This window comes from Mesorhizobium sp. UC74_2, from assembly GCF_042701485.1.
Classification (GTDB): Bacteria; Pseudomonadota; Alphaproteobacteria; order Rhizobiales; family Rhizobiaceae; genus Mesorhizobium.
In genome coordinates this window covers 1319369-1343009 of record NZ_CP170562.1, presented here as the reverse complement: position 1 = coordinate 1343009, position 23641 = coordinate 1319369, and the positions used below count along the sequence as shown (strand labels likewise).

22 protein-coding genes are annotated in these 23641 nt (G+C 61.1%); 5 read left to right on the top strand and 17 right to left on the bottom strand.

Translation table 11 applies throughout. The features are described 5' to 3' along the window. Positions 1-36: 36 nt before the first annotated feature. The 3 genes from ACFJIU_RS06325 to ACFJIU_RS06315 all read right to left on the bottom strand — a co-directional run bounded on the left by ACFJIU_RS06325 (position 37) and on the right by ACFJIU_RS06315 (position 6593). Complete coding sequence (locus tag ACFJIU_RS06325) at positions 37-3018, bottom strand: CHAT domain-containing protein (RefSeq protein ID WP_379068854.1); 2982 nt, start codon at positions 3016-3018, stop codon at positions 37-39. Between the two features lie 146 nt (positions 3019-3164). Next, the gene (locus tag ACFJIU_RS06320) at positions 3165-4946 is read right to left on the bottom strand and encodes an acetolactate synthase 3 large subunit (protein ID WP_379068851.1); all 1782 of its coding nucleotides are present in this window, start codon (positions 4944-4946) and stop codon (positions 3165-3167) included. Between the two features lie 330 nt (positions 4947-5276). After that, the gene (locus ACFJIU_RS06315) at positions 5277-6593 is read right to left on the bottom strand and encodes a DUF6600 domain-containing protein (protein ID WP_379068848.1); all 1317 of its coding nucleotides are present in this window, start codon (positions 6591-6593) and stop codon (positions 5277-5279) included. Between the two features lie 320 nt (positions 6594-6913). Between ACFJIU_RS06315 and ACFJIU_RS06310 the strand changes: the two genes are divergently transcribed. Beyond that, a complete protein-coding gene (locus tag ACFJIU_RS06310) occupies positions 6914-8713 on the top strand; it encodes an NAD(P)/FAD-dependent oxidoreductase (RefSeq protein WP_379068846.1) in 1800 nt (599 codons plus the stop codon). Positions 8714-8755: 42 nt separating this feature from the next. Here ACFJIU_RS06310 and ACFJIU_RS06305 read toward each other — a convergent pair whose 3' ends face one another. The 4 genes from ACFJIU_RS06305 to ACFJIU_RS06290 are packed head-to-tail and all read right to left on the bottom strand — an operon-like array spanning position 8756 to position 11302. Continuing rightward, on the bottom strand, positions 8756-9427 hold the full coding sequence (locus ACFJIU_RS06305) for an amino acid ABC transporter permease (RefSeq protein WP_379068843.1): 672 nt from the start codon (positions 9425-9427) through the stop codon (positions 8756-8758). Between the two features lie 28 nt (positions 9428-9455). Then, positions 9456-10262 (bottom strand): transporter substrate-binding domain-containing protein, encoded by an 807-nt coding sequence (locus tag ACFJIU_RS06300; RefSeq protein ID WP_379068840.1) that lies wholly within the window; start codon positions 10260-10262, stop codon positions 9456-9458. A gap of 33 nt (positions 10263-10295) precedes the next feature. Then, positions 10296-10634, bottom strand: a complete 339-nt coding sequence (locus ACFJIU_RS06295) for a GYD domain-containing protein (RefSeq protein WP_379068837.1) — start codon at positions 10632-10634, stop codon at positions 10296-10298. After that, positions 10631-11302, bottom strand: coding sequence for a cysteine hydrolase family protein (locus ACFJIU_RS06290; RefSeq protein ID WP_379068834.1), 672 nt, complete (start codon positions 11300-11302; stop codon positions 10631-10633). Before ACFJIU_RS06290 ends, ACFJIU_RS06295 begins: the two co-directional genes overlap by 4 nt. 125 nt (positions 11303-11427) lie before the next feature. Here ACFJIU_RS06290 and ACFJIU_RS06285 point away from each other — a divergent pair, with 125 nt between their 5' ends. Next, positions 11428-12327: a LysR family transcriptional regulator gene (locus ACFJIU_RS06285; protein ID WP_379068831.1), complete on the top strand. Its 900-nt coding sequence runs from the start codon at positions 11428-11430 to the stop codon at positions 12325-12327. On the opposite strand, the gene ACFJIU_RS06280 is transcribed toward ACFJIU_RS06285, so the two are convergent. The 4 genes from ACFJIU_RS06280 to ACFJIU_RS06265 are packed head-to-tail and all read right to left on the bottom strand — an operon-like array spanning position 12314 to position 14236. Then, a complete protein-coding gene (locus ACFJIU_RS06280) occupies positions 12314-12781 on the bottom strand; it encodes a GNAT family N-acetyltransferase (protein WP_379068828.1) in 468 nt (155 codons plus the stop codon). The genes ACFJIU_RS06285 and ACFJIU_RS06280 overlap by 14 nt on opposite strands. Continuing rightward, positions 12781-13335, bottom strand: coding sequence for a GNAT family N-acetyltransferase (locus ACFJIU_RS06275; protein WP_379068825.1), 555 nt, complete (start codon positions 13333-13335; stop codon positions 12781-12783). The genes ACFJIU_RS06280 and ACFJIU_RS06275 overlap by 1 nt, the downstream gene beginning before the upstream one ends. A 23-nt stretch (positions 13336-13358) precedes the next feature. Then, a complete protein-coding gene (locus ACFJIU_RS06270) occupies positions 13359-13667 on the bottom strand; it encodes a hypothetical protein (protein WP_379068822.1) in 309 nt (102 codons plus the stop codon). A gap of 2 nt (positions 13668-13669) precedes the next feature. Continuing rightward, positions 13670-14236 (bottom strand): helix-turn-helix domain-containing protein, encoded by a 567-nt coding sequence (locus ACFJIU_RS06265; RefSeq protein ID WP_379068819.1) that lies wholly within the window; start codon positions 14234-14236, stop codon positions 13670-13672. Between the two features lie 159 nt (positions 14237-14395). Between ACFJIU_RS06265 and ACFJIU_RS06260 the strand changes: the two genes are divergently transcribed. Next, on the top strand, positions 14396-16228 hold the full coding sequence (locus tag ACFJIU_RS06260) for an ATP-binding protein (protein WP_379068816.1): 1833 nt from the start codon (positions 14396-14398) through the stop codon (positions 16226-16228). Between the two features lie 65 nt (positions 16229-16293). Here the strand turns inward: ACFJIU_RS06260 and ACFJIU_RS06255 are convergent, their stop codons facing one another. Together ACFJIU_RS06255 and miaA are read right to left on the bottom strand one after the other, a co-directional pair. Beyond that, complete coding sequence (locus ACFJIU_RS06255; protein ID WP_129414323.1) at positions 16294-17091, bottom strand: GGDEF domain-containing protein; 798 nt, start codon at positions 17089-17091, stop codon at positions 16294-16296. A 103-nt stretch (positions 17092-17194) separates the two neighbouring features. Beyond that, complete coding sequence (gene miaA / locus ACFJIU_RS06250) at positions 17195-18160, bottom strand: tRNA (adenosine(37)-N6)-dimethylallyltransferase MiaA (RefSeq protein WP_379072979.1); 966 nt, start codon at positions 18158-18160, stop codon at positions 17195-17197. Here miaA and serB point away from each other — a divergent pair. Further along, positions 18159-19046 (top strand): phosphoserine phosphatase SerB, encoded by an 888-nt coding sequence (gene serB / locus ACFJIU_RS06245; protein WP_379068813.1) that lies wholly within the window; start codon positions 18159-18161, stop codon positions 19044-19046. The two genes, miaA and serB, sit on opposite strands and share 2 nt — an antisense overlap. Continuing rightward, the gene (locus tag ACFJIU_RS06240; protein WP_379068810.1) at positions 19043-19609 is read left to right on the top strand and encodes a GNAT family N-acetyltransferase; all 567 of its coding nucleotides are present in this window, start codon (positions 19043-19045) and stop codon (positions 19607-19609) included. The genes serB and ACFJIU_RS06240 overlap by 4 nt, the downstream gene beginning before the upstream one ends. 50 nt (positions 19610-19659) lie before the next feature. Here ACFJIU_RS06240 and ACFJIU_RS06235 read toward each other — a convergent pair whose 3' ends face one another. The 4 genes from ACFJIU_RS06235 to hflK form a co-directional block, all read right to left on the bottom strand. Continuing rightward, positions 19660-21198, bottom strand: a complete 1539-nt coding sequence (locus ACFJIU_RS06235) for a DegQ family serine endoprotease (protein WP_379068807.1) — start codon at positions 21196-21198, stop codon at positions 19660-19662. A gap of 124 nt (positions 21199-21322) precedes the next feature. Then, positions 21323-21508: a DUF2065 domain-containing protein gene (locus ACFJIU_RS06230; RefSeq protein ID WP_129414318.1), complete on the bottom strand. Its 186-nt coding sequence runs from the start codon at positions 21506-21508 to the stop codon at positions 21323-21325. Between the two features lie 3 nt (positions 21509-21511). Beyond that, complete coding sequence (gene hflC / locus ACFJIU_RS06225; protein ID WP_379068803.1) at positions 21512-22423, bottom strand: protease modulator HflC; 912 nt, start codon at positions 22421-22423, stop codon at positions 21512-21514. Beyond that, a complete protein-coding gene (gene hflK, locus ACFJIU_RS06220) occupies positions 22423-23517 on the bottom strand; it encodes an FtsH protease activity modulator HflK (protein WP_379068800.1) in 1095 nt (364 codons plus the stop codon). Before hflK ends, hflC begins: the two co-directional genes overlap by 1 nt. Positions 23518-23641: the final 124 nt, after the last annotated feature.

The window sequence follows — 23641 nt, the reverse complement described above, 5'->3', positions numbered from 1 at the left end:
GTCTCGTCCTGTATTTGCCGGTTGCTGCCGGTACTATCAATGTTCGAAGAGGATGTAAGCGCTCGTCAAGTCCGCCGGGAAACCGTCTATTTTACCAGCCCAGGCGTCACGCTTGGTTTTGATGAAGGCGTCCGCGTAGCCAAGACCACCTCCCAGGAGGTTTTCGTAGAAGCGCGCCATGAACTGGACCGTCGCCGCATCGCTGACCTTTTCGACCGTCAGCAATGTGCGCCGTGCTCCTGCCACGGAAAGGGCCAGCGGCAGGCCGCGTACCGTGGACGTTACCCCAACATCACCCAGCGCCGTGTCGCAGGCGGAAACGACCACGAGCTGTGACGCCCGGAGATTCCAGTTCAGAAGTTCACGCGCGTAGACGATATTGTCATCGTCACTTTCCTTAGGCGTGTCCAAAAGCCTGGCACCGGACAGCTCGAAACCGGCATTCATCAAGCGAGCAGACAGCCCCTCTCCGTCGATGAAGAAACCGTGTGTCGAAAAATGAAGGATTGTCTTGCCGCCGGCAGCGGCACGCATCGCAGCCTCACTGCCGTCCTTGCCTTCGGCTACCTGCACGACCAGTCCCTTCCCTCGCGCGATCGCGGTGATCTTTTCGACCTCGTCGCGCGAGCCTGGCAGATAGCTGCTACCGTCATCGTTGTAGATGAGACCGCCGGCTAGCAGGATACCATCACCGGCAGCCGGGCGATCTTCCTTCGCCCGGAATTGGTACGCCTGCCGGCTGGTCGCGACATGCACATCGACCAGCTCGCCCAACCGCTTGTCACCCGTTGGGCGCAATTCAGCGAAATCGACCGGATAGAGAAAATCGGTCGGGATGACATAGAACGCCTTCGCGCCTTTCGCAGCGTTACCGACAACTTTCGCCAGCTTCTCGATAAAGCTGTTTGCGGGCTCCGCCTTGCCGCCTTGCGGATCGAAGGCATCTACCTCGACGACTTCCGCGGGCACATCCGCGCGGGAGATCGTTGCGAAAACACGATATTTGCTGGGGCTACCACCCCGGTCCGCCGGCCATTCGCTGATGACGGCGAGATCCACTATGACATCGCCGGGTGCCGGTCTGTCCACGGGTCCAGCTTCCTCGATCTTGCTCTTTATCCATGGCTGTACAGGCGCCTCGCCTCGCTTTTCGAGCGCTGCGTTCAGGGCCTTGCGCGCGTCCTCCATAGCCTCTCGTTCAGGTGCGAGGGCGTCGGTGTAGAGAGTCGCCGTGACGATCTCTCGGAACCGTCCGAAATCGCTGAAATAACCCCTGATCAAATCCCGCAACTGTGGATCGTTGGTCGTTTCGGCCTCGACCCGCAACTGCCGTTCGGTGCTGCGCGTCAGCGTCTTCCAATTGTCGAGCGCCGACGCAAACAGTTCGGCAGCATCGGCTTGGTGCGTCGCGAAGCCGGCAAGTGAACCCAGCATATCGTCGGCAAGAATGCGCACCGCCTGCGCCGCCCGCAGACTGCCTGAGGCAGAAACACTTGAACGCGCCCAGTCGAACATCACGGCATCGAGCATGCGATAGGTACCGACGGCCGCCTTGGCATCCGCTTTCTCCTGCAGCCTTGCCAGCGCGAGTTGCGCCTCGAAAGTCACGGGGTGCGCATCGCCCAGTTGCTCCCGTGCAATGCTGACGGCATGTTCGCGATAAGCCAGGGCGTCCTGGGGAAGGCTCATTTCCTCGGCCTTGTCGCCATAGAGATCGAAGAAGGCCATCGACTGTTCGATATCAGCCCCCTCGGTGAAGCGCGTGGTGTCGCGCGCCTGGATCTCCTTCTTGCTGAATTTGCGTTCCCCCAGACGATATTGCGCATAGGTCTGCCAGCGCTCTGTCTGTCGGCGGTAAGCCGGGTTGAACCCAGGCTGGGCGACAATGCGGCCTATCGCGGACAATGCTGCCTTTGCATCCTTCCAGCGGCCGGCCTCGAACAGGTCGTGCGCCATGTTCATGGCCGAGACCACGGTGTCGTTCGCCCCACCGCCAAACGCCTTGAAGCGTTTGTCATAAGCATATCGATCGAATTCCAGTGCAGCCGCAGGCAGCTTGAGAGAGCGCAAGACGGCAGCACGGTTGTTCATCATGCGCCAAAGATCGGCATTGTCCTCGCCGAGCGACTTCAAACCGTTTTCATAGATGTATTGATAGGCCGCTTCAGCAGAGGCGAGTTGGCCGGCGGCATGCATGCTCTGGGCCAGCCCGTCATAGGCATTCAAAGCTTCCACGCTGCCCATGCCGAAATGATCGGCAAGCACGGTGAGCGCCTGATAGCCGAATTTAATCGCCTCGCCGTAGTTCTTGTCACCACGCAGGAACACGCCGACATTGAACATCAGAAAGCCGCGGCCCGGCCCCGTGTCAGTCTCCATGAACTTGGAGTCGAGGCCACGCTGGAAAACGCGTTGCGCCGCATCGGCGCCGGCAAAGCGCCGGAAATTTTCGCCGGCCTGCCCGGCCGTTTTGAAGAACAGATCCGCGCGACCCGCAACTTCCATGGCATTAAGCGCGGCAAACAGGCGCTTTTCCGCAATCTCAGGCCGCCTGGCCGTCAGTTGCGAATAGGCGGCGTCGACACGCGCATTAAGCGCAGCCTCCGAATCCGGCCCCGAACGCTCTGCAATCGCCTGGACATGCAGGTCGAGCAATTTGTCCTGCTCATCCGTCCTGCCCGTTCGACCGGCTGCATCGGCCAGCAGCAGCGAGAACTCGTCCGCACGCCGCTCATCGAGATTGCGGATGACCGTATCGGCACGTTTGAACAACGTGTCGTAGAGATCTGTCCAATTCTCGGAATACATGTCGCTCTGCGCCAGCAGATAGGCAGCATACGCGGCCGCCTTCGGATCACGCTTCGCAAATTTTCCGTCGATCAGCGCCAAAGCCTTCCGGCGCGCGTCCGCAAAGTCCGATTTGCGGATCGCTGTCTCGACTGCCTGGATTTCTGGCGGCCGCGGGGTTGTCTGCGGCGTTTGACCATCCGGAGACTGCACTGCTTGCTGAGCAGACACGGGCAACCCGAGCGCGACAACCATCGCACCAGCCAACCCCAGGCGTTTCACGCGCCAGAGTACACGCGAAGCCGTGCAAGCCCGCATAGGCGCTAAAGGGAGTGCGGCAAAGGCCACCGTCGCAATGTCCTTTGCCGCGAGCAAGCTTAGACCAGCTCCCTGCCCTTGGCGTCGATGGCGTTTGCAACCGCCTCGTCGGTGGCCTCGTCCGGAAGCAGCATCTCGTTATGCGCCTTGCCCGATGGGATCATCGGGAAACAATTGGCAAGGTTGGCGACACGGCAGTCAAACAGCACCGGCTTCTTGACCGAGATCATCTCCTTGATGGCATCATCGAGATCGCCCGGCTTTTCGCAGCGGATGCCATGGCCACCGTAAGCCTCGGCCAGCTTGACGAAGTCCGGCATGGCTTCCGTGTATGAATGCGACAACCGGTTGCCGTGCAGCAATTGCTGCCACTGGCGCACCATGCCCATGTACTGGTTGTTGAGGATGAAAATCTTGATCGGCGCGTCGTACTGCACCGCAGCGCTCATCTCCTGAATCGTCATCTGAACCGAGGCATCGCCGGCGATGTCGATGACCAGCGCTTCGGGGTGCGCGATCTGCACGCCGAGGGCCGCCGGCAGGCCGTAGCCCATCGTACCGAGCCCGCCGGAGGTCATCCAGTGGTTCGGTTTGTCGAAATGGAAATGCTGTGCCGCCCACATCTGATGCTGGCCGACTTCGGTTGTGATGTAAGTGTCGCGGTCCTTGGTCAGTTCGTAGAGCCGCTCGATCGCATATTGCGGCATGATCACATCGTTGCTCGGCTTGTAGGCAAGCGAGTCACGAGCGCGCCAGCGGGCAATCTGTTCCCACCAGGGATAAAGCGTCTTCTTGTCGGTCTTGGCGGTGGCACGCCACAACCGCACGAGATCTTCCAGAACCCGGCCGACGTCGCCGAGGATGCCGATATCGGCACGCACGTTCTTGTTGATCGAAGACGGGTCGATATCGATATGGATCTTCTTGGAGTTTGGCGAGAATGCGTTGAGGCGGCCGGTGATGCGGTCGTCGAACCGTGCGCCCACGCACAGCATCACATCGCAGTCGTGCATGGCCATGTTGGCTTCATAGGTGCCGTGCATGCCGAGCATGCCGAGCCAGTTCTTGCCGGATGCCGGATACGCACCAAGTCCCATCAGCGTCGAGGTGATCGGGAAGCCGGTCAGATCAACCAGCTCGCGCAGCAGATGGCTTGCTTCGGGCCCTGAATTGACGACACCGCCGCCGGAATAGATGATCGGCTTCTTGGCGCCGGCCAGCATCTCGACCGCCGCCTTGATCTTGTCGAGGTCACCCTGGATCTTCGGCTGATAGGAAGTGCGCGGCGCTGTCTGCGGCGGCGTGTAGATTCCGCGAGCGAACTGCACATCCTTCGGGATGTCGACAACGACCGGCCCCGGACGCCCGGTGGTGGCGACATGGAACGCCTCGTGGATGATGGCGGAGAGTTCGTTGACGTCCTTCACCAGCCAGTTGTGCTTGGTGCAGGGCCGGGTGATACCGACGGTATCGCATTCCTGGAAAGCGTCGGAGCCGATCAGCGACGTCGGCACCTGCCCGGTCAGGCACACCAGCGGAATGGAATCCATCAGCGCATCCTGCAGCGGCGTCACGGCGTTTGTGGCACCTGGACCTGAGGTCACCAGCATGACGCCGGCTTTGCCCGTCGAACGCGCGTATCCCTCCGCAGCATGGCCGGCACCCTGCTCGTGGCGGACCAGGATATGCTGGACGGCGTCCTGCTGGAACAACTCGTCATAGATCGGAAGGACCGCGCCACCCGGATAGCCGAAGAGATGCTTGACGCCGTTGTCGATCAGCGCCTGCACAACCATTTCGGCGCCTGTCATCTCGCGCCGTTCGCTTTGTCCGTTGCTCATGGGGTCCCGTTCCGTCTTTTCCTGCTTTTTCAAGCGCTTGCTGGTATTCTGGTCATATTCTGGATAACAAAAAAGGCCCCCGAGGGAGCCTGTGTGTCTGCGCATGGGAGGACTTCGCCCGGCGGTTACACCGCCTTGCCCACGCGCCGTCCTACGAGAATGAGTACCGTCTTGTTCATCGTGGCGGACAATAGGTGCAAGCATGAAGTGCTGTCAACCGGGATATCACGTCGATTTCAACATCGGTGAGTGTCTGTACTTTCACTCGAACGGGGACGCCGCAATCCGTCGAAACGATTGCGGCGAAAAATTTCTGGCCAACAACGCCAGTCAGCCCTTTGCCTTGCAGTGTGGATCATGTGGATCGCACTTCATTGGCTTGCGTGCCGGTGCTGCTGGCTTGTGAGGCGCAACCTGCGGCCGATGTGGAGCGTTCATACGAGCCATTTGACGTGAAGGTACCGGCCGGGAAGTTGCCGGCCCCTGCTGGGGACGACCGCCACCTTGCATGACCGCGGTATCGGGACGGTGACGCTGCGCAACTGCAGGATTTGATGGCGGCAGCTTCCGTGGTGCGTTGTTCGCACGGACCTGTTGCGGCCCAGCTTTCTTCCTGTCGATATTGGCCATGGCCCTGGGCGCCCCCTTGCCTGCTGTAGGTGGCAGCGGCCTTTTCGACGGTTGTTGCGTTTCTGCGCCGGTGGCTGATAGCGCAGGTTTCGGCGGCTGGGCGGGCTGCGCCGCGGCCGTTGGCTTGCTCGCGGTCGTGTTATTGGATTTGACCGGCCCTGTAGGAGCGGGAGCAACAGGGGCCGCGCCAACCAAAGGTTGGCCGGGCGAGGATGGGAGCTCTCCCGGCTGCAATGACGCAGCCCTGAGCTTGACCTCGCGAGCCTTCGAAACATCGAGCCTGGCCGATGCCAAAGACCCCTTGGGCGGCGGCACGATTTTCGCCGCCCGAACCTTGGCAGCCACAGGCTGCGGCAGACGTGCAAGCGTCGGCCCGGCATTGATCGGGATGGCTCGGTTCTCCACCCGCACGGTCTGACTGTTATAGTTGTTGTAGATGTTGTTCACCACCACACGCTGCTCAATGATGGTGGTGTTGCGCACGATCGTCACATTGTCTTCGACGGGGCGCAGCGCCGGCAGAACTTCGGCAGCGCCGATCGCCACGACCGGCACAAACGACCACCAGACGTCGCGCAACACCACGCGCTCCTCAGGTGGCGGCGCCGGCACCCAGCCGACATAGTCATTGTTGTGGCGCCAGACGACCCAGGCCGGTGCCCATTCATCTCCGGCCACCCAGACCCAGCCGAGATCGTCGTCATAGGCCCAGCGTCCATAATGGAAGACGACGGCTCCGAAGGGTTCACCCGATTCCCAGTACCACCCGTCGTCGGTCCACACCCACCGGCCAACGGTGTACGGGCGCCACGTAACGGCAACGGATGGGACCCAGACCTCACCGTATCGCCGCGAGATCTGCCATACGCCATATCTGGTGAGACGTTCCCGCACCGCCATGGGAACCGGGGCGGCACGCGCCGATTGGACCGCTGGCACTATCAGCGAAACACCGGTCGTTCCGCTAACCGCAAGGATGAAAACCAGGGACGCAGCCTTCAGGCGGCGGCCTGTCATAGAAATACCTTTCGCATTCACGACACCTACTCCAATGCCCGTGCCCTTCTGCGAAACGCGACCGGCGGCCGTCCCTCAACGCGGACCGAGATCTCGCTGAGGACAGGTTTTCAAAGCACCAAGACCGTATTGCGGCAGGCACGATCACGTTCCCGCGAGTACGCGGTGCAGCAAACCGAAACGGCCACAACCCATTGAAATCACCGCAAACTATGGTGGGGCGTGACGAAGGCCGCCGTCTCTGCCGATACTTTCCCTACGCGACCGGGAGGATCGGCACCGCCACAAACGACCATCACGATTCGAAGGGAGGAAACCGCATGCTCGACAAGGCACCCAACGCAAAGCTTTCCAGACTGCTGGCCGATTTCGGTGCCGTCCTCGCCGCCAACGACATCGAAAAGGCGGTCTCCTTCTTCCAGGACGACTGCTATTGGCGCGACCTTGTCGCCTTCACCTGGAACATCAAGACACTGGAAGGCCATGACCAGATACGCGCCATGCTGAAGAGCCAGCTCAGTGCCATCAGGCCATCGAACTTCGCGATCGCCGAAGGCGAAGATGCCACCGAGAGCGATGGATTGCTGGAAGGCTGGATCACATTCGAGACGGAGGCGGCGCGTGGCTACGGTCACATCCGGCTGAAGGATGGCAAGATCTGGACACTGCTCACCACCGCGGCCGAACTTAAGGGACATGAAGAAAAGACGGGTTTCACCCGCCCGCTCGGCGCCAAGCACGGCCAAGGCAAGAACCGGCCGAGCTGGAAGGAGGAGCGTGAGAAAGAACAGGTCGAACTCGGCTTTTCCACCCAGCCGCATACGCTCATCATCGGCGGTGGACAGGGCGGCATAGCGCTCGGCGCACGGCTGCGCCAGCTCGGCGTGCCGACCATCATCGTGGAGCGCAATGAACGTCCGGGCGACTCCTGGCGCAAGCGCTACAAGTCACTCTGCCTGCACGATCCGGTCTGGTACGATCATCTGCCCTATATCGACTTCCCGAAGAACTGGCCGATCTTCTCTCCCAAGGACAAGATCGGCGACTGGCTGGAAATGTACACCAAGGTGATGGAGCTGAATTATTGGTCCTCAACCGAGGCCAGGAGTGCATCCTACGACGACAACAAGAAGGAATGGGCCGTCACGGTGCGGCGCGACGGCAAGGATATCGTTTTGAGGCCCAAGCAGCTTGTGCTTGCCACCGGAATGTCCGGCCGGCCCAATCTGCCGAAATACAAGGGCATGGAGACCTTCAAGGGCGACCAGCACCATTCCTCGAAGCATCCGGGACCTGACAGATACGCGGGCAAGAAGGCGGTTGTCATCGGCTCCAACAACTCCGCCCACGACATCTGCGCCGCCCTCTGGGAAAACGGCGTCGATGTCACCATGGTGCAGCGCTCGACCACGCACATCGTCAAGTCCGACACCCTCATGGAGGTCGGGCTGGGGCCGCTTTATTCGGAACAGGCGGTCCAGAACGGTGTCACCACCGCCAAGGCCGACCTGATCTTCGCCTCCGTGCCATACAAGATCCTGCATGAGTTCCAGATCCCGCTCTACCAGCAGATGAAGGAACGCGACGCCAAGTTTTATGACGGGTTGGAAAAAGCCGGCTTCATGCTCGACTGGGGCGACGACGGCTCCGGTCTGTTCATGAAATATCTGCGCCGCGGTTCCGGCTACTACATCGACATTGGTGCCTCGCAATTGATCATCGACGGTGAGATCAAGCTGCAGCGCGGCCAGGTCAAGGAGATCAAGGAACATTCCGTGCTGCTCGAGGATGGCACCGAATTGCGCGCAGACGTCATCGTTTATGCCACCGGCTACGGCTCGATGAACGGCTGGGCGGCCGAACTGATCAGCCAGGACGTTGCCGACAAGGTCGGCAAGTGCTGGGGCCTCGGCTCCAGCACCACCAAGGATCCCGGCCCCTGGGAAGGCGAGCAACGCAACATGTGGAAGCCGACGCAGCAGGAAGCGCTGTGGTTCCATGGCGGCAACCTGCATCAGTCACGCCACTACTCGCAGTTCCTGTCCCTGCAACTGAAGGCGCGCCATGCAGGCATCCCGACAAAGGTCTATGGACTGCAGGAAGTACACCACAAAGGTTGAAAGTCGCCTCCCTGCAGCGGAATCGCTCCGCTGAAGCCACCATCAGCCCAGACGTTTCTGGATGGCGGACTGCACCATCATGAGGACCGACACGATGACGAGATAATAGACAAGCGCGGCACAATACCACTCGACGAAACGAAAGCTGGCGGCGATGGCGTCATTGACCACCGCCATGATCTCGCGCAACGAGATGACGTAAGCGAGTGAAGTCAGCTTCACCAGATTGATGAACTCATTGACCAGGGACGGCAGCGCAATTCTCAGCGCCTGCGGCAGGATGACGAGCCGGAAGCCCTGGAAGCGTGTCAGGCCAAGAGCCTTGGCGGCGTCGTACTGGCCGGGACCGATGGCACGCAGCGCGCCCTTCATGATCTCGGCCATGTAGGCAGCCGTCACAAGGCTGAACGAGACCGTAGCGGCAAAGAACGGCGTATACCAACTGGCCTTGAGCAGTGCCGGAACAAGTTGCGGCGCCCCGTTCCAGATCAGCAGCAACACCAGCAGCAGCGGTGCGGCGCGAAACACCCAGACATAGACCTGCGCGGCCGCATTGCGGCCGCGCCTCGGGGAATTCAGGCAAAGCGCGATTGGCAGGCAGGCGGCGAACGACACCGCCTGCACCACGACCGACAGGAGCAACGCCACGATCGCCCCCCAAAGCATGGGTGGCGAAGCTAGTGCCCTCAGGAACAGGTCGACATCAAAGATCATCGCCGGCGGCTTCTCGGGCTAGAAACGGTCAGGACTCGTAATCCACATCGAATACCGCCGGGTTCAGCCCGTACTTCTCTGCGAGCCGAGCAAAGAAACCCTCTTCGCGGAGGGTCTTCAGCGCCCCTTTGATGGCCGCCGCGTCACCTTCCTTCCGCGCAACGTAGATGCCGTAGGTAAAATCCGACTGCCAGGTATAGGCGATCTTCAACTGTTCCCTTGCGCTGGCGACGCGGAAGGCGCCCTCCGCTTCCTCGGTCAAGGTAGCGTCCGCGCGGCCGACCAGAACCTGCTGATATGCGCCCTGTTGAGCTGGATAATTCTGGATGACCACTGCCGGCTTGCCAGCGGCGGCAAGTTCCTTGTTGAGCGGATCCAGTCGTTCCTCGCGATAGTAGGTGCCAGCCTCAAGCGCCACCGTTCGACCGCTCAACATGGCGGGCGCGGTAATCTCCCCATTGTCGGCCTTGGTGACCAAGACCGTCGCCGACTTCATGTAACGCACGCCGTCATAGGTCTTGCGGCGCTCCTCGTTGACGTAGATGCCGGAGACGATCATGCCGCAACGGCCTGACCCCAGCGTTGGCAGCAGGCCGGCGAAATCAGTGATGACATAGGACGTTTTGGCGCCCCATATTTTGGCCAGCGCCTCCGCGATCTCGATGTCGATGCCGACAGGAACCGTGTCGCCAGGATCCTTCTTGTAGGACAAGGGCGGAAAAGCCGCCGTGGTACAAATACTTATCGCGCCGTCCGACACGAAACTCGGCGCCCCCGCCAAGGCTGCCTGCGTGCTCAGCAGCACGGCAGCTCCGATGATGAAAGCTCTGGTCATTGCGTTCCCCTTATTGTTTGTTGTTTGTCGTGGCTAACGGACGCGCTCGACGATCCCCCCATACGTCGGAGGATCGAAGGCTGGCATGATCAACGGATCGACATGGCCGTCGCGGCGGGCGGTGAGCACATATTGCATCATCGCTTCGTTGCTCGGCATCTCGAACACCTGCACGAAGTCGTAAGGTCCCATCGTGGCATAGAAGGCGATCGATCGACCGCCGAGTGCGGCCACCCGCTCTTCACTGCGCTTCCGGCGCGCGGCACTGTCCGACAGTTCCGCTAACCCCTTGGCGGTCAGTCGCATCAACGAAATATACCGCTGCGGCTCGGGAGTTTCGTTTGCGCCCAGCGTGACGCGATCGCCGCTCATTCTGCCCTCGCCAGCTTGGCCAGGCCGGCCAGCACGGCATCGGAGTGGGCGATCGTGCCGAAGATGCCATTCTCGACTGTCACCATATGCAGCGCCGCCTCATGCGCATACTGATCGCCGCTGGCGCAGGCGTCCGAGATGGTCAGGCACTGGAAGTTGCGATCGCAGGCTTCGCGCAGTGTCGTGTGCACACAGACATCCGTCGTGCAGCCGCTGAAAAGCAGATGACTTATGCCTTGCGCGCGCAGCACATGCTCGAAGTCGGTATAGGTGAAGGCGCCGTTGCAGGTCTTGTCGACGATGATGTCCTCGTCCCGAACATCGATGTCTGAAACTATCTGGAAGCCGGGGCTCGAACGCAGCAGAACCTCTGTCCCTTCGAGGCCATTGCGCTTGCGCCGCCATTTCTCATAAGGCGTCATATCCGCCATGTCGCCGCGATAGCCCTGGCGCGTATGGACGACCCGCACACCGGCGGCGCGGGCAGCAAGGATCAGCCTGTTGACCGTTGGCAGGATCGCCCGCAGCGGCGATGGATCGTAGCCGCTTTTGGCGAAATAGCCGGTGTTGGAGAGGAAGTCTTCCTGCAGGTCGATCACCACCAGCGCCGTGGCACTGGCAGACAGTTTGCCGTCATAGGGAAAGTCGAACGGCTGGGCCGAAATCATGAAGTCCTCCTCGGATCGGTACCTTCTATTGGTAACAGCCGGAACCGTTTGACAAAAACGATTTATCCTGACCAGAATTGCTTAGGAAAACTAAACAATAGACATACTGCCGAGCTATGTTGCCGATGGTTCGACCTCTAGCCTTTCTGCCATACCTCAAGGCTTTCGAGGCGGTTTCACGGCTCGGAACACTGCGCGGCGCGGCCGACGAGCTTCATCTCAGCCCGAGTGCAATTTCCTTGCAGTTGCGCAAGCTTGGTGATGCCACCGGAATTGTCCTGTTCGAGCGCGACGGCCGCAACGTCGCGCTGACCGAGGCCGGGCGGGACTTCTCGCGCACGGTCTCACAGGCCCTGGCACAGCTTTCGGCCGCCGTCCGCGACTCCGGCCGGCATGACATCCATGGTGCAACACGGTCGCTCGCGGTTTCGCTGCCAACCGCGCTTGGTGTCGCCTGGCTGAGCAGCGCTGTCGTAGAGTTCGCCGAAAGCAGAGGCATCTCCAATCTGACCATCAACGAGGCGATCGTCGCGGACGCCGTCGATTGGGAGCATAGCGACATCGCCGTCGTCTACGACAACCCACCCTTCCCCGGCCGCTCATGGCAATTGCTCTCCGAGGTGCAACTCAGGACCGTGTGTTCGCCGGTTTTGTTTCCTCGCCTGGACCTGCAACATCGCGAACGCCGGCTGAATGGCATCACCTTGCTGCATGAGGACGATGGTCAGGAATGGAACAAATGGGCGATCGCAGCCCGCGTCGATCTGCAGGGCAGCGCCAGAGTGCGTGTCCCTTCCGTAGCCCACGCCGTCTCCTCCGCCGTTCAAGGGCGAGGCATCGCCTTGTTATCCAACGTGCTCACAGGCAGCTATCTGAACGAAGGCCGCCTGATCCAGCCCTTCTCCACAGCCATCACTGCGGCGCGCGCCTATTATTTCGTCTCGGCCGCTGATCGCGCCGACGATCCCTTGCTGAGGGCCTTCATAGCCCGCATGATCGAATTTCTGGAAGCTATGAAAAACTGACCAGTCGCTTTTCCATGAAAACGCTCAATGGATCAGGTCGGTACTCGCCGAATGGCCCGATGCGTACGAAGCCGCTGCGTTCATAAAGGCCAAGAGCCTCGTGATTGGCAATGCCGGTCTCCAGTCGCAACAAGGTGATGCCAGCCGCGCGCGCGCTGGCTTCCAGTTCTGCCAGCACCGCCCTGGACAAGCCTTTGCCCCTGGCAGTCGGCACCACCCACATGCGCTTCAGCTCTGCCCAACCGTCGTTGAGTGCCAATGCCCCCGTGGCGATGGCAACGCCATCAGCATCCCGCGCCACGGCGAAACGGACATTGTCGGCCCGCAATTCGTCGATTGACAGGAAATGGTTGCTCTCAGCGGGATAGAGCGAAGCACCATACCTTTCCCCGTCTTCCAGCAGCGCAACGATCTCGGGTTTGGCCGGATCTTCCAGTGTGATCGCGAATATCATCAGTGCAGGCCTCCGCCAATTTCGCCGGTATCTGTCTGGCCAATCCGTTTCCAGAACAGCAGCGTTCCGCTGAGACCTCCACGAGGTTTCAACGCGTAGTCCGGAATTTCGCCAGCGAGCGTGAAATCGAGCCTCTGATACAGAGACCCCGCACCACCATCGGCTGCGGTGTCGAGGACCAGGAGCGTGCGGCCCTCTCGCACGGCGTATTCTTCCGCAGCCTGCATCAATCTGGTGGCGATACCTCTGCCCCGATGACCATGCCGCGTCATCAGCTTGGCAATTTCGGCTCGATGCGGCTGATTTTGCGGCAGTCCGAGCAGCAATGTCACCGTACCGGCAAGGACATCCCCTTCGAAGGCTCCCAGTACGATCCGGTCACCACGTGCAGCGGCTGCCAGCGACTGGTCCCAGAACGCCCTTGCGGCTTCAGGGGACAGCGGATGCATGAAACTGACCGAGCCGCCGGCAGCGACTGTTTCAATGAGAGTTTCGATCAATGCCGCCAGGGTTTCCGGCGAGTTGCTCAGTGTTCTGATTTCGATTGCAGTCATGGTCATTTCTTCGGGTGAAAAGCTCAGTCGAAATGACTGAAACTGCGTCGCTTGCGCGAGCGCTTGATCTCATCGACACGCGCACCATTATCAGCACTGAGGTGCCGGCCGCGTTCCAGCAACTCCAGCGTATATTCTTCATAGGTCAGCCCGACCGCTTCGGCCTTGGCCAGTCGAAACAGTGCGATATCACGCGATTTGAGTCTCCAGGCAGCCTTGTGAGCGCTTCGCCAGTGGATGAAGCGATGCGGATCCCCCTTGCCCCATGCCGGCCCGCTGTAGTCGTCGAGGGGCGGGCCGCCATTGTGATTTCTCTTCGGCACTCGTGGCATGATCATGTCCTGATGAGCACGGTAAGGTAGTGGGCAGGCTCCGGCCCAGGTGCGTGGAAAACGCAATCGGCCGGCGCACCGAGCGCAAGGCAATCGCCGGGCGCCAGTTTGTGCACCACCTCACCCTCGGTGAAATCGAGCCGCCCCTCCATCACCCAGATCTGCTGGCGGATGAAGGCATAGCTGCTCGCCGGCAGGCTGACGCGTGCCCCCGCGGGGAGTTCAACCTGTACCATTTCCAGCGGCATATCGGTCTGCGGCGAGAGGTGCCGGCGGACGTAGCCCGTCCCCGGGTCGCGCCATTCCGGCTGATCCTTGCGCCTTGCGACACTGCCACCTTGCAGCTCGGCGCGGGCGATCAGGCTGGAAAGCGTCAGCTCGAAAGCGGTAGCAATGCGCACCAGGATCGGCGCTGTCGGGCTCGCCGAGCCCCGTTCGATGGAACTCAGCATCGCCTTCGATACGCCGGACCGGTCGGCAAGCTCTGCCAGCGACCAGTTCCTCGCCATGCGCTCCGCACGGATGCGGGCGGCAATTCTCGTCGAAAGATCATCCGATATATCAGACATTCATCCAAGATATCATATGATCGTTGTCGCGAAAGGGGGCTTCTTGCGGATTGTTCAAATTGTCGCGGGCTTTTTAACCGCCTCTATACCATCCGCTCACACACGACCTTAACCGAGATTGATTAGCATCCGCGAAGGTAGTGGGGACCCCATTCGTTGATGTTTGTCGAACGCGCAGTTTCCGGTGGCGAGCCAATATCGCAAGAGCGGCGGGATGCAGCCCAGACCGACAAGCGCATCCTTGGCCATGTCGTACGCTGCGACGGCGCCCGCGCCACCATCAGCGCTTTCGCCGATGGCGAAGAGGGTCTTGTCACCGGCCACTGGTCCGTCGGCAAGATGATCTCGATCAATCTTGGCAGCACGCGTACGGTCGGCCTGGTCTACTCCATTTCCAAATCGGATCTCGCCTGGAACGACAGCGGTCAGAATCCGATCGAGGTCAATATCGAACTGGTCGGCGAGGTGCGCGACGGCGCGGAAGCGGCCGCAAAACCAGTATTCGACCGCGGCATCACCATCTATCCGCACATCGGCGCGATCGCCCACCGCATCCGCAGCCGCGATCTCGCTGCGGTCTACGACCTCGCCGGGCGTCGCGCCATCACCGTCGGCTGCTTATCGCAGGACGAGGCAATCTCCGCCAACATCGCCATCGACGATACATTGTCCCGACATTTCGCCGTTGTCGGCACCACGGGTGTCGGCAAATCCACCGCCGTCTCCCTGCTCCTGCGCAAGGCGATCGCCGCCAGGCCGGATCTTAGGGTGCTGATCCTCGACCCGCATAACGAGTTCGCGGCGTCACTGCAGGATCAATGCGTCAAGGTCGACGCGACGACACTCGATCTGCCGTTCTGGATGTTCAAGCTGGAGGAATTCGCAGAAGTCGTCTTCCGTGGGCGCGAGGCGCCGCCCGAGGAGGTCGACCTGCTGCGCGATCTGATCCCGGTCGCCAAGAATCTCTACCGCAACGCCGGCGGCACCAGCTTTGTGCGCCGCGGCGCCGACACCATGACCGCCGACACGCCCGTACCCTATCGCATTGCAGATCTCGTCAAGCTGATCGACGAACGCATGGGCTTGCTCGAAAGCAAAGCCGAAAGGCCGACACTGAAGTCGCTGCGCATACGCATCGAATCGGCGGCAGCGGATCCTCGCTATCGTTTCATGTTCAATTCGCGCCTGATCGACGACACCATCCACGAAACGATCGGCAACATCTTCCGCGTACCGCATCACGGCCGTCCGGTGACGTGCTTCGAGATGGCCGGCCTGCCGTCGGAAGTCGTCAACTCGGTCTGCTCGGTGCTGGCCCGTCTTGCCTTCGACCTTGCTCTGTGGAGCGAAGGAAAACTGCGACTGCTGTTCCTCTGCGAAGAGGCGCACCGCTACATGCCCGCCGACCCGCGGCTTGGCTTCGAGCCGACCCGGCATGCGCTGTCGCGTATCGCCAAGGAGGGCCGAAAGTACGGCTGCTATCTCGGCATCGTTACCCAGCGCCCGGGCGAACTCGACCCGACCATCTTGTCGCAATGTTCGACCTTCTTCGCCATGCGCCTCGCCAACGAGCAGGATCAGGCCATCATCCGTTCCGCCATCGCCGATTCTTCGGCCTCGAGCCTCGCGTTCCTGTCCTCCATGGGCCAGCGTGAGGCGATCGCCTTCGGCGAGGGTGTCGCCACCACGATGCGATTGAAATTCGAGAAGATCGACCAGAACCTCATTCCAGGCGCAGCCAAACACGCAATGGAAGCGCCATCCGGAGACGGCCAAGATGTCGATCTTGTCGGCATCGTCGAGCGGCTGCGCAACGTGCCGAAGCCGCAGCCGGCAATGAATTTCTCGGAGGTCGTCGACACGATGCGACAGGCTGGAGATTATGACTATCGCAAGCCTGCGCCGGCACCACGGCCGCAGCCGGATGATGATTTCGACACCCGCTATGGTCTCAAGCCGGCGACATTCGGGCTCAAACCGCAAAACGACTGACAGCGCGTAAGCTGATCGCGGCTGCGATCGACACCTGAAACGACGATGACGTCATGGACGTGGGGTCAGGCTGCACAAACTCGATTACGCCCCTGACGTTTGGCTTCATAGAGCTGCTTGTCGGCCCGGCGGTAAAAAGCCTCGGCGGTCTCGGAATCCTCCCAGACCGCCAGCCCGACGCTGGTGGTGACCTTGAGCCGCACATTGCCGTTCAGGATCGTCAGGTTGGCGACCCCCTTGCGAATCCGCTCCGCGAACTTCCGCAACAGCTCGATATCCATGTTGGGTGTCACCACGGCGAACTCTTCACCACCCAGCCGTGCAACGACGTCGTGGTAGCGGGTCATGCCTTTGAGACAGCCCGCGACGGCCCGCAGGACCTCGTCGCCGACGTCGTGGCCGTGCGTGTCGTTGATCGACTTGAAATGATCGAGGTCGAGGATCATCAACCCGACCGGTTTCCCGATGCGATGGAACTCGGCGATGTATTCACGCAGTGCATCATCAAAAAAGCGTCGGTTCTGCATGCCGGTAAGGCCATCTGTCAGGGCGGCATGCTCCAGCGTCTCCGAGCGTGCACTGAGCGTCGCCGTCATCGCCCTCAGCTTGCCCTCCTCACGCACCTGGTCACGGATCAAAGGGTAGATGAAGAACACGCCAAAGAAAAAAGCGGTCGCCAGAAGAACGCCGACTGCAAACAGCAAGGTGCCAAGGTAGCTGATGTTCTGGCGAGCCTCAGCAACGTCATCGATCTGGGCAGCGGTGGTATCGAGCAAACCATAGGCATGCAGCGTCACCATGCCAGCAGCAAGGATCACGAAGATAAAGACAAAAAAGGCGTGTTCGGCCTTATGAAATCGCATGCCAACCCAGCCCATAGCGACACGAGAGCTTTATGGCACGCACAGGCTTACGTCACAGTTAACTTGTACAATCCTTGCGAGTGCAGAGTTAATACTAAAAAGTCTATTCAATTTCCTTTTTGATCGCCGACCACACCGCGTCCCGCATGGTTTCATTTGGCAACAATCTTTGCCATTCGCCCCCGAACTGGTTACGGAACCATGTGGACTGGCGCTTGGCATATTGCCCTGTCGCGATCTTGGCACGTTCCATAGCTGTGCCGGCGTCCATGCCCCCATCCAGAACTGCCTGCAGTTCACGAACGCCAATCGCCTTCATGGCGGGGAGCGCCGGATCAAGGTCGAGCGCCAGGATCTGGCGGACCTCTTCCAGCGCGCCGTGTTCGATCATCGTATCGAAACGTCGACTGATGCGCTCCCTCAGGATTTCGCGATCCGGCTCGATGACGAAGCAATGCGCGCTGCCACGATCGATCAGCGGCTCGCCGCGCTGGCCTTGCCAGGACAGGATCGAACGGCCCGAGGCATCCAGCACCTCCAACGCACGCGCTATGCGCTGGCCGTCGTTCGGTCGTAGCTGCATGGCCATCGCCGAATCCCGCAACATCAATTCGCGATGCAGACGCGGCGCGCCGCGCTCCACCAACTCGTGGCGCCAGCGCTCGCGTATATGCGGCGGAATCTCCGGCATGTCCGAAATTCCCTCGGCGAGCGCTCTGAAATAGAGGCCGGTACCACCGACGAAAATCGGCCGCCGGTCGGCGAGAGCCTTCTTTTCGATCAGTTCGACCACGTCGCGCAGCCAAGCCCCGGTTGAATACGGGATCGAAGGATGAATGTGGCCATAGAGAAAATGAGGAGCGCGCGCCAGACCCTCAGGCCCAGGGCGTGCCGTCAACACGTCCAGGATCGAATAACCCTGCATGGAATCGGTGTTGACGATGACGCCGCCGGTCCGCTCGGCGATCTCCAGCGCCAACGCCGACTTGCCGCTGGCAGTCGGGCCGGCTATCAGGATCGCGTCCTTAACGCGGCCCTCGTCGGCCGTCTTTTCCTGGGTCTCCTTCATGCCGTTTGTCGCCACGCTCGTCTCCAGTCCAGCCGGCGGCGCACTCACGCCGGCCCTTGCGAATAAGGCCTCTCAGGCAGTCGGTGCAAGCGCAACACGCTGGTTGGGCGAAACGATCGCATGCGATCTCGTGTTGCCGGCGGGCATCGGACATGACGAAGCCATGGCGACCCTGCGTGCGCTTCTGGCTTCCGAGCCCATTGACATCGCCGTTCAGGACGAAACCTTGCGCCGCAAGAAGATCCTGATCGCCGACATGGATTCCACCATGATCGACCAAGAATGCATCGACGAACTGGCCGACGAAGTCGGCTTGAAGGAAAAGGTCGCGGAGATCACCGCGCGCTCCATGAACGGCGAAATCGCTTTCGAGCCGGCGCTGCGTGAGCGTGTCGCGCTGCTCAAGAATCTCGACACGGCCGTGGTCGATCGCATCATCGCCAGCCGCCTGACGCTGGCGTCCGGCGGCCGCGCGCTCGTGCAGACAATGCGTAAGGCCGGCGCCTATACGGCGCTGGTCTCCGGCGGCTTCGATGTTTTCACCAACCGCGTCGCCGCCATGCTCGGCTTTCACGAAAACCGCGCCAACCGACTGCTCGAAGCCAACGGCCGACTGACCGGCGAAGTCGCCGACCCGATTCTGGGCCGTGCTGCCAAGGCGGAAGCGCTCCACGATATTTCGGCCACGCTCGGCCTTACACCTGCGGATGCCATCGCTGTCGGCGACGGCGCCAATGACCTCGACATGATCCGGCTTTCCGGTACGGGTGTTGCGCTTCATGCCAAGCCGTCGGTTGCGGCCGAAGCCAAGGTTCGCATCGACCATGGTGACCTTACCGCCCTGCTCTACCTGCAGGGTTACCGTCGCGAGGACTTCGTCGAATGAAGCCTATCCACACGACAAGACTGATCCTGCGTAACTGGGAAGATCGTGATCGCGAACTGTTCTTCCGCATCAACAGCGACGAACGGGTGATGGAGTTCTTCCCTTTCCGCCGAACCCGCGCCGAGACGGACTTGAAAATCGGCGAGATGCGTGCCGATATCGCGCGCAGGGGCTTCGGCTTCGCTGCGGCAGAGATCGCTGCGACCGCTGAATGCATAGGCTTCGTCGGCCTGACCGGCACGGAACACCTGCCCTTCCTGCCCGCGGGCACCCTCGAGATCGGCTGGCGCCTGGCTCCGGAATTCTGGGGCAAAGGTTATGTCTCTGAAGCAGCCCGGGCGTGGCTGGCGTTCGGCTTCGAAACGCTTGGCCCCGATGAGATCGTTTCCTTTGCGGTTCGCGATAACCGCCGCTCCACGGCAGTGATGGAACGGATCGGCATGACAGCAGATCCTTCGCGCGATTTCGATCATCCGGGTGTCCCCGAAAGCCATCCGCATCTGCGCCCCCACACCTTCTACAGCCTGACGCGCAAGGATTGGGAAGAACAAAAGGGCGGCTGAGTAGCCGCCCTTTTCAATTCTGGATCAGTGACTTCCAGCGATTTCCGGAATCAATCCATCCGCACGGTCACGAAGCGCAATTCGCCGGTTTTGGACGCAAGCATCAACAGCGCGTTCTTGCGACCCTGTTGCTTAAGCGAGGCGATGCGATCGACGACATCCTTGGGAGTCGACACCGATTCCTGTCCGATCTCGGTGATCACCTCGCCCGGCTGGATGCCGCGCTCGGCCGCGGCCGAATCCTTGGCGACCTCCGTGACGACAACGCCGGAAACATCTGCGGCGATGCCGAACTTGCCGCGTGTGTCGTCGTTCAGTTCGCCAATCGACATGCCAAGCACCGTGGCTGCGGCCACCGGTGCAGCCTTGCCGTCCTTGCCGGGCTCGCCCTTGCCTTCGGCGTCAGCCAGCTTTTCGCCGTCCTCAAGGCGGCCGAGCGTGACCTTGACGGTCTGCTCCTTGCCTTTGCGGATGATGATGACATCGACGGCCTTGCCGACCGGGCTCTCTGCGACAACGCGCGGCAGGTCACGCGTTTCCTCGATATCCTTGCCGTCGAACTTGGTGATGACATCACCGGCCTGGATCGAACCATTGTCGACCGGTCCGCCCTTGATGATGCCGGCCACCAGTGCGCCCTTCGGCTCGGCCATGCCAAGGCTCTCGGCGATGTCCTTCGTAACGGGCTGGATGCGCACGCCCAGCCAGCCACGCCGCGTTTCACCGAACTGGCGCAACTGGTCGACAACACCCGCGGCAAGCTGGGACGGGATCGAGAAGCCGATGCCGATCGAACCGCCGGACGGCGAAATGATCGCCGTGTTGATGCCGATGACCTCGCCGTTCATGTTGAACAGCGGACCGCCAGAATTGCCGCGGTTGATGGCCGCGTCGGTCTGGATGAAGTCGTCATAGGGACCGGAATTGATATCGCGGTTGCGTGCCGAAACGATGCCGACCGTTACGGTACCACCAAGGCCGAACGGATTGCCGATCGCCATGACCCAGTCGCCGATGCGCATCTTGTTGGAATCGCCGAATTTCACGGCTGTAAGCTTGTGGCCCTTGGGATCCACCTTCAGCACGGCGATATCGGTCTTGGTGTCGGTGCCGACCAGTTTCGCTTTCAGCGTCACCCCGTCGGAAAAATTCACCTCGATGTCGTCGGCATCCGCTATGACGTGGTTGTTCGTGACCACGATGCCTTCAACGGCATCGACGACGAAGCCGGAACCCAGCGACTGCACCTTCTGCGCGCCGCCGCCCTTCTGGCCGCCGCGATCCTTGAAGAAGTCGTCGAAGAAGTCCTGGAAAGGCGAGCCTTCAGGCAACTGCGGCATCGGCACGGCGCCGGGACCTTCGCTGCCCTTCACCGTCTGCGACGTCGAAATGTTGACGACTGCACCAAGCAATCCTTCGGCAAGATCAGCGACCGAAGCCGGGCCGTTGGCCGCAGGCGCCGCCTGCGTTTTGGCCGGAGCCTGGGTCTGTGCAATGGCGGGTGGAACAGCAGCCGCGCCAAGCATCAGCGCCGCAGTGGCGGCGGCAAGCGTCTTGCTTGCTGCACGCAGGATGGATTGGGACTTCATCAGGGCCTCCCGGCAAGTCAGCAAGAACGCTTTCAACGACATATCGTCAGTGTGGAAAGAAATAAGGCACGTTTGCGGCCCTGACCACCCGGTGACGACAAATCCCCAAGTGGAGCCGCATCCTTCAACCCCGTACCAGCCAGACGATGCCGACACCGGCGGCGATTGCTGCCAGCCCGCCGATCCGCAACACACCTTCCGGCATCGCAAGGACATCGGTTGCAAGTCGCTTGGCCAGACGTGGAAAACCGCCATAGACGAGGCCCTCGACGACGAGGACCAGGCCCATGGCGGCAAAGAAATCCTGCACGGTTTATTGCGCAGGCTTGGGTGCGGTCGGAGCAGCTCCCCCTGCCGGATCCCGGAAGTAGCGGAAGAACTCCGAATTCGGCGACAGCAGCATGGTCGTGCCGGTATTATCCAGCGCCGTGCCATAGGCATTCATCGAGCGGTAAAAATCGAAGAATGCTGTGTCCCGGTTGTAGGCGTTGGCGAAGATCGCGCTGCGCTCCGCATCGCCCTCACCACGCAGGATTTCCGATTCCTTGTTGGCCTCGGCGACGATCTCGACCACTTCGCGATCGGCACGCGCCTTGATGCGTTGCGCGGCTTCGTTACCGCGCGCGCGCAGCCGCTCGGCCTCCGCCAGACGCTCTGCCTTCATGCGGTCGTAGGTCTGCTGCGAGACTTCGGCCGTCAGGTCGGTGCGGCGGATACGCACGTCGTCGATCTCGAGACCGAGCGACGTTGCGTCCGGACGCAGCTGGTCGCGCACTTCGCGCATCATGATGCCGCGCTCTTCGGAAAGTGCGGCTTCAAAAGCACGCTGGCCGTAAACCCGGCGCAGCGCCGCATCGAGACGCGTCTTCAACCGCTGCTCGGCCAATTCGATCTGGCCGGAGACCGCCGAACGGAAAACACGGGGGTTGGAGATGCGATAGGCGATGAAGGCATCGACCTCATAGAATTTGCCACCCGAAACCTGGACACGGATGTTGTCGAGGTCAAAACGCAGAACGCGCTTTTCGATGAGCTGCACAGTATCGGCATCGAAGAACGGGAATGGCGCCTTGAAGTAGATGCCGGGTTCGCTCTTGACGTCGATGATCTCGCCGAAGCGCAGCACGAGCGCCTGCTGGCGGGCGTTGACCACGAAAACCGACGAATAGAGCAGGAACAACAGGACGGCGATGGCGACGATGATCGCGGGAAGACGATTGGCCATTACTGATTACCTCCCGAGGTCTTCGGCTGCAGTGCCGGCAGAGGCAGGTAAGGCACAACACTCTGACCGTTGGCGTTCGGCTCGACGATCACCTTGCTGGAGTCTCTCAGCACTTTCTCCATCGTTTCCAGATACATGCGCCGGCGCGTTACGTCGGGCGCCTTGGCGTATTCGTCGTAGATCGAGATGAAGCGCTGCGCTTCACCCTGCGCCTCCTGCACGACACGGTTCTTGTAGGCGGCCGCTTCTTCGCGAACCTGTGCCGCCTGACCACGAGCCTGACCTAGCTTCTGGTTGGAGTACTGGTTCGCCTCTTCAACGAAACGGTCCTCATCCTGCTCCGCGCGCTGCACTTCGTCGAACGCGTCGGCCACTTCGCGTGGCGGGGCAGCATCTTCGATCGACACCGCATTGACGTTCAGGCCGGCCTTGTAGCTGTCGAGCGTCGCCTGGATGTTCTCACGCACCGCGGTAGCGATGCCTTGACGGTCGTCGCGGAAGATATCCTGCGCCGGACGCCGGCCAACGGCCTCGCGCATCGCACTTTCTGCAACCTGCCGCAACATTTCGTCCGGATCGGCGACGTCGAACAGGAAGGCACGCGGGTCAGCTACCTGATAGGCCACCGAGAACTGCACATTGACGATGTTCTGGTCGCCCGACAGCATCAGCCCGGACGTGTTGCCGCTGCGGGCACCACCGCCGATATTGACCAGTTGCTCGGAAATCTTGGCGGTCTCGACCGTTTCGATCGGCCACCAGTGGAAATGCAGGCCGGGCTCGGAAAGCTGTTCCTTCGGCTTGCCGAAGCGCAGTTCCACTGCCACCTCGTCCGGCTGAACCGTGTAGACGGCCTTGAACAGCCAGCCGGCGATCAGCACGAGTGCGATCAGAAGATAGACAGCCGGGCTGCCGCCTCCGCCAGGAAGCGCGTTGCGCAACCGGTCCTGGCCGCGGCGGATAATGTCTTCGAGATCGGGGGGAGTACCCTGAGGGCCGCTTGGTCCGCGCGGACCTTGCCCCCATGGGCCTTGGTTATTACCGCCGCCTCCCCAGGGGCCGCCTCCTCCGCCACTTTTGTCGTTCCAGGGCATGAATGTCCTTTCGCTGGGATTCCCTCACACGCCGGGAGCCGGCGCAAAATCCTTGTCGTCCTTCTATAGGGATGCCTCAGCGCGCTTTCAACGCGTCCGCCTTTCAATGCGCTGTTCTTAGCAG

What these genes read in the sequence shown, in the direction of transcription:
- ACFJIU_RS06320 (WP_379068851.1), bottom strand. Translation starts at nt 4,946, where the DNA reads ATGAGCAACGGACAAAGCGAACGGCGCGAGATGACAGGCGCCGAAATG.
- ACFJIU_RS06315 (WP_379068848.1), bottom strand. Translation starts at nt 6,593, where the DNA reads ATGACAGGCCGCCGCCTGAAGGCTGCGTCCCTGGTTTTCATCCTTGCG.
- ACFJIU_RS06310 (WP_379068846.1), top strand. Translation starts at nt 6,914, where the DNA reads ATGCTCGACAAGGCACCCAACGCAAAGCTTTCCAGACTGCTGGCCGAT.
- ACFJIU_RS06305 (WP_379068843.1), bottom strand. Translation starts at nt 9,427, where the DNA reads ATGATCTTTGATGTCGACCTGTTCCTGAGGGCACTAGCTTCGCCACCC.
- ACFJIU_RS06300 (WP_379068840.1), bottom strand. Translation starts at nt 10,262, where the DNA reads ATGACCAGAGCTTTCATCATCGGAGCTGCCGTGCTGCTGAGCACGCAG.
- ACFJIU_RS06295 (WP_379068837.1), bottom strand. Translation starts at nt 10,634, where the DNA reads ATGAGCGGCGATCGCGTCACGCTGGGCGCAAACGAAACTCCCGAGCCG.
- ACFJIU_RS06290 (WP_379068834.1), bottom strand. Translation starts at nt 11,302, where the DNA reads ATGATTTCGGCCCAGCCGTTCGACTTTCCCTATGACGGCAAACTGTCT.
- ACFJIU_RS06285 (WP_379068831.1), top strand. Translation starts at nt 11,428, where the DNA reads ATGGTTCGACCTCTAGCCTTTCTGCCATACCTCAAGGCTTTCGAGGCG.
- ACFJIU_RS06280 (WP_379068828.1), bottom strand. Translation starts at nt 12,781, where the DNA reads ATGATATTCGCGATCACACTGGAAGATCCGGCCAAACCCGAGATCGTT.
- ACFJIU_RS06275 (WP_379068825.1), bottom strand. Translation starts at nt 13,335, where the DNA reads ATGACTGCAATCGAAATCAGAACACTGAGCAACTCGCCGGAAACCCTG.
- ACFJIU_RS06270 (WP_379068822.1), bottom strand. Translation starts at nt 13,667, where the DNA reads ATGCCACGAGTGCCGAAGAGAAATCACAATGGCGGCCCGCCCCTCGAC.
- ACFJIU_RS06265 (WP_379068819.1), bottom strand. Translation starts at nt 14,236, where the DNA reads ATGTCTGATATATCGGATGATCTTTCGACGAGAATTGCCGCCCGCATC.
- ACFJIU_RS06260 (WP_379068816.1), top strand. Translation starts at nt 14,396, where the DNA reads ATGTTTGTCGAACGCGCAGTTTCCGGTGGCGAGCCAATATCGCAAGAG.
- ACFJIU_RS06255 (WP_129414323.1), bottom strand. Translation starts at nt 17,091, where the DNA reads ATGCGATTTCATAAGGCCGAACACGCCTTTTTTGTCTTTATCTTCGTG.
- serB (WP_379068813.1), top strand. Translation starts at nt 18,159, where the DNA reads ATGCCGTTTGTCGCCACGCTCGTCTCCAGTCCAGCCGGCGGCGCACTC.
- miaA (WP_379072979.1), bottom strand. Translation starts at nt 18,160, where the DNA reads ATGAAGGAGACCCAGGAAAAGACGGCCGACGAGGGCCGCGTTAAGGAC.
- ACFJIU_RS06240 (WP_379068810.1), top strand. Translation starts at nt 19,043, where the DNA reads ATGAAGCCTATCCACACGACAAGACTGATCCTGCGTAACTGGGAAGAT.
- ACFJIU_RS06235 (WP_379068807.1), bottom strand. Translation starts at nt 21,198, where the DNA reads ATGAAGTCCCAATCCATCCTGCGTGCAGCAAGCAAGACGCTTGCCGCC.
- hflC (WP_379068803.1), bottom strand. Translation starts at nt 22,423, where the DNA reads ATGGCCAATCGTCTTCCCGCGATCATCGTCGCCATCGCCGTCCTGTTG.
- hflK (WP_379068800.1), bottom strand. Translation starts at nt 23,517, where the DNA reads ATGCCCTGGAACGACAAAAGTGGCGGAGGAGGCGGCCCCTGGGGAGGC.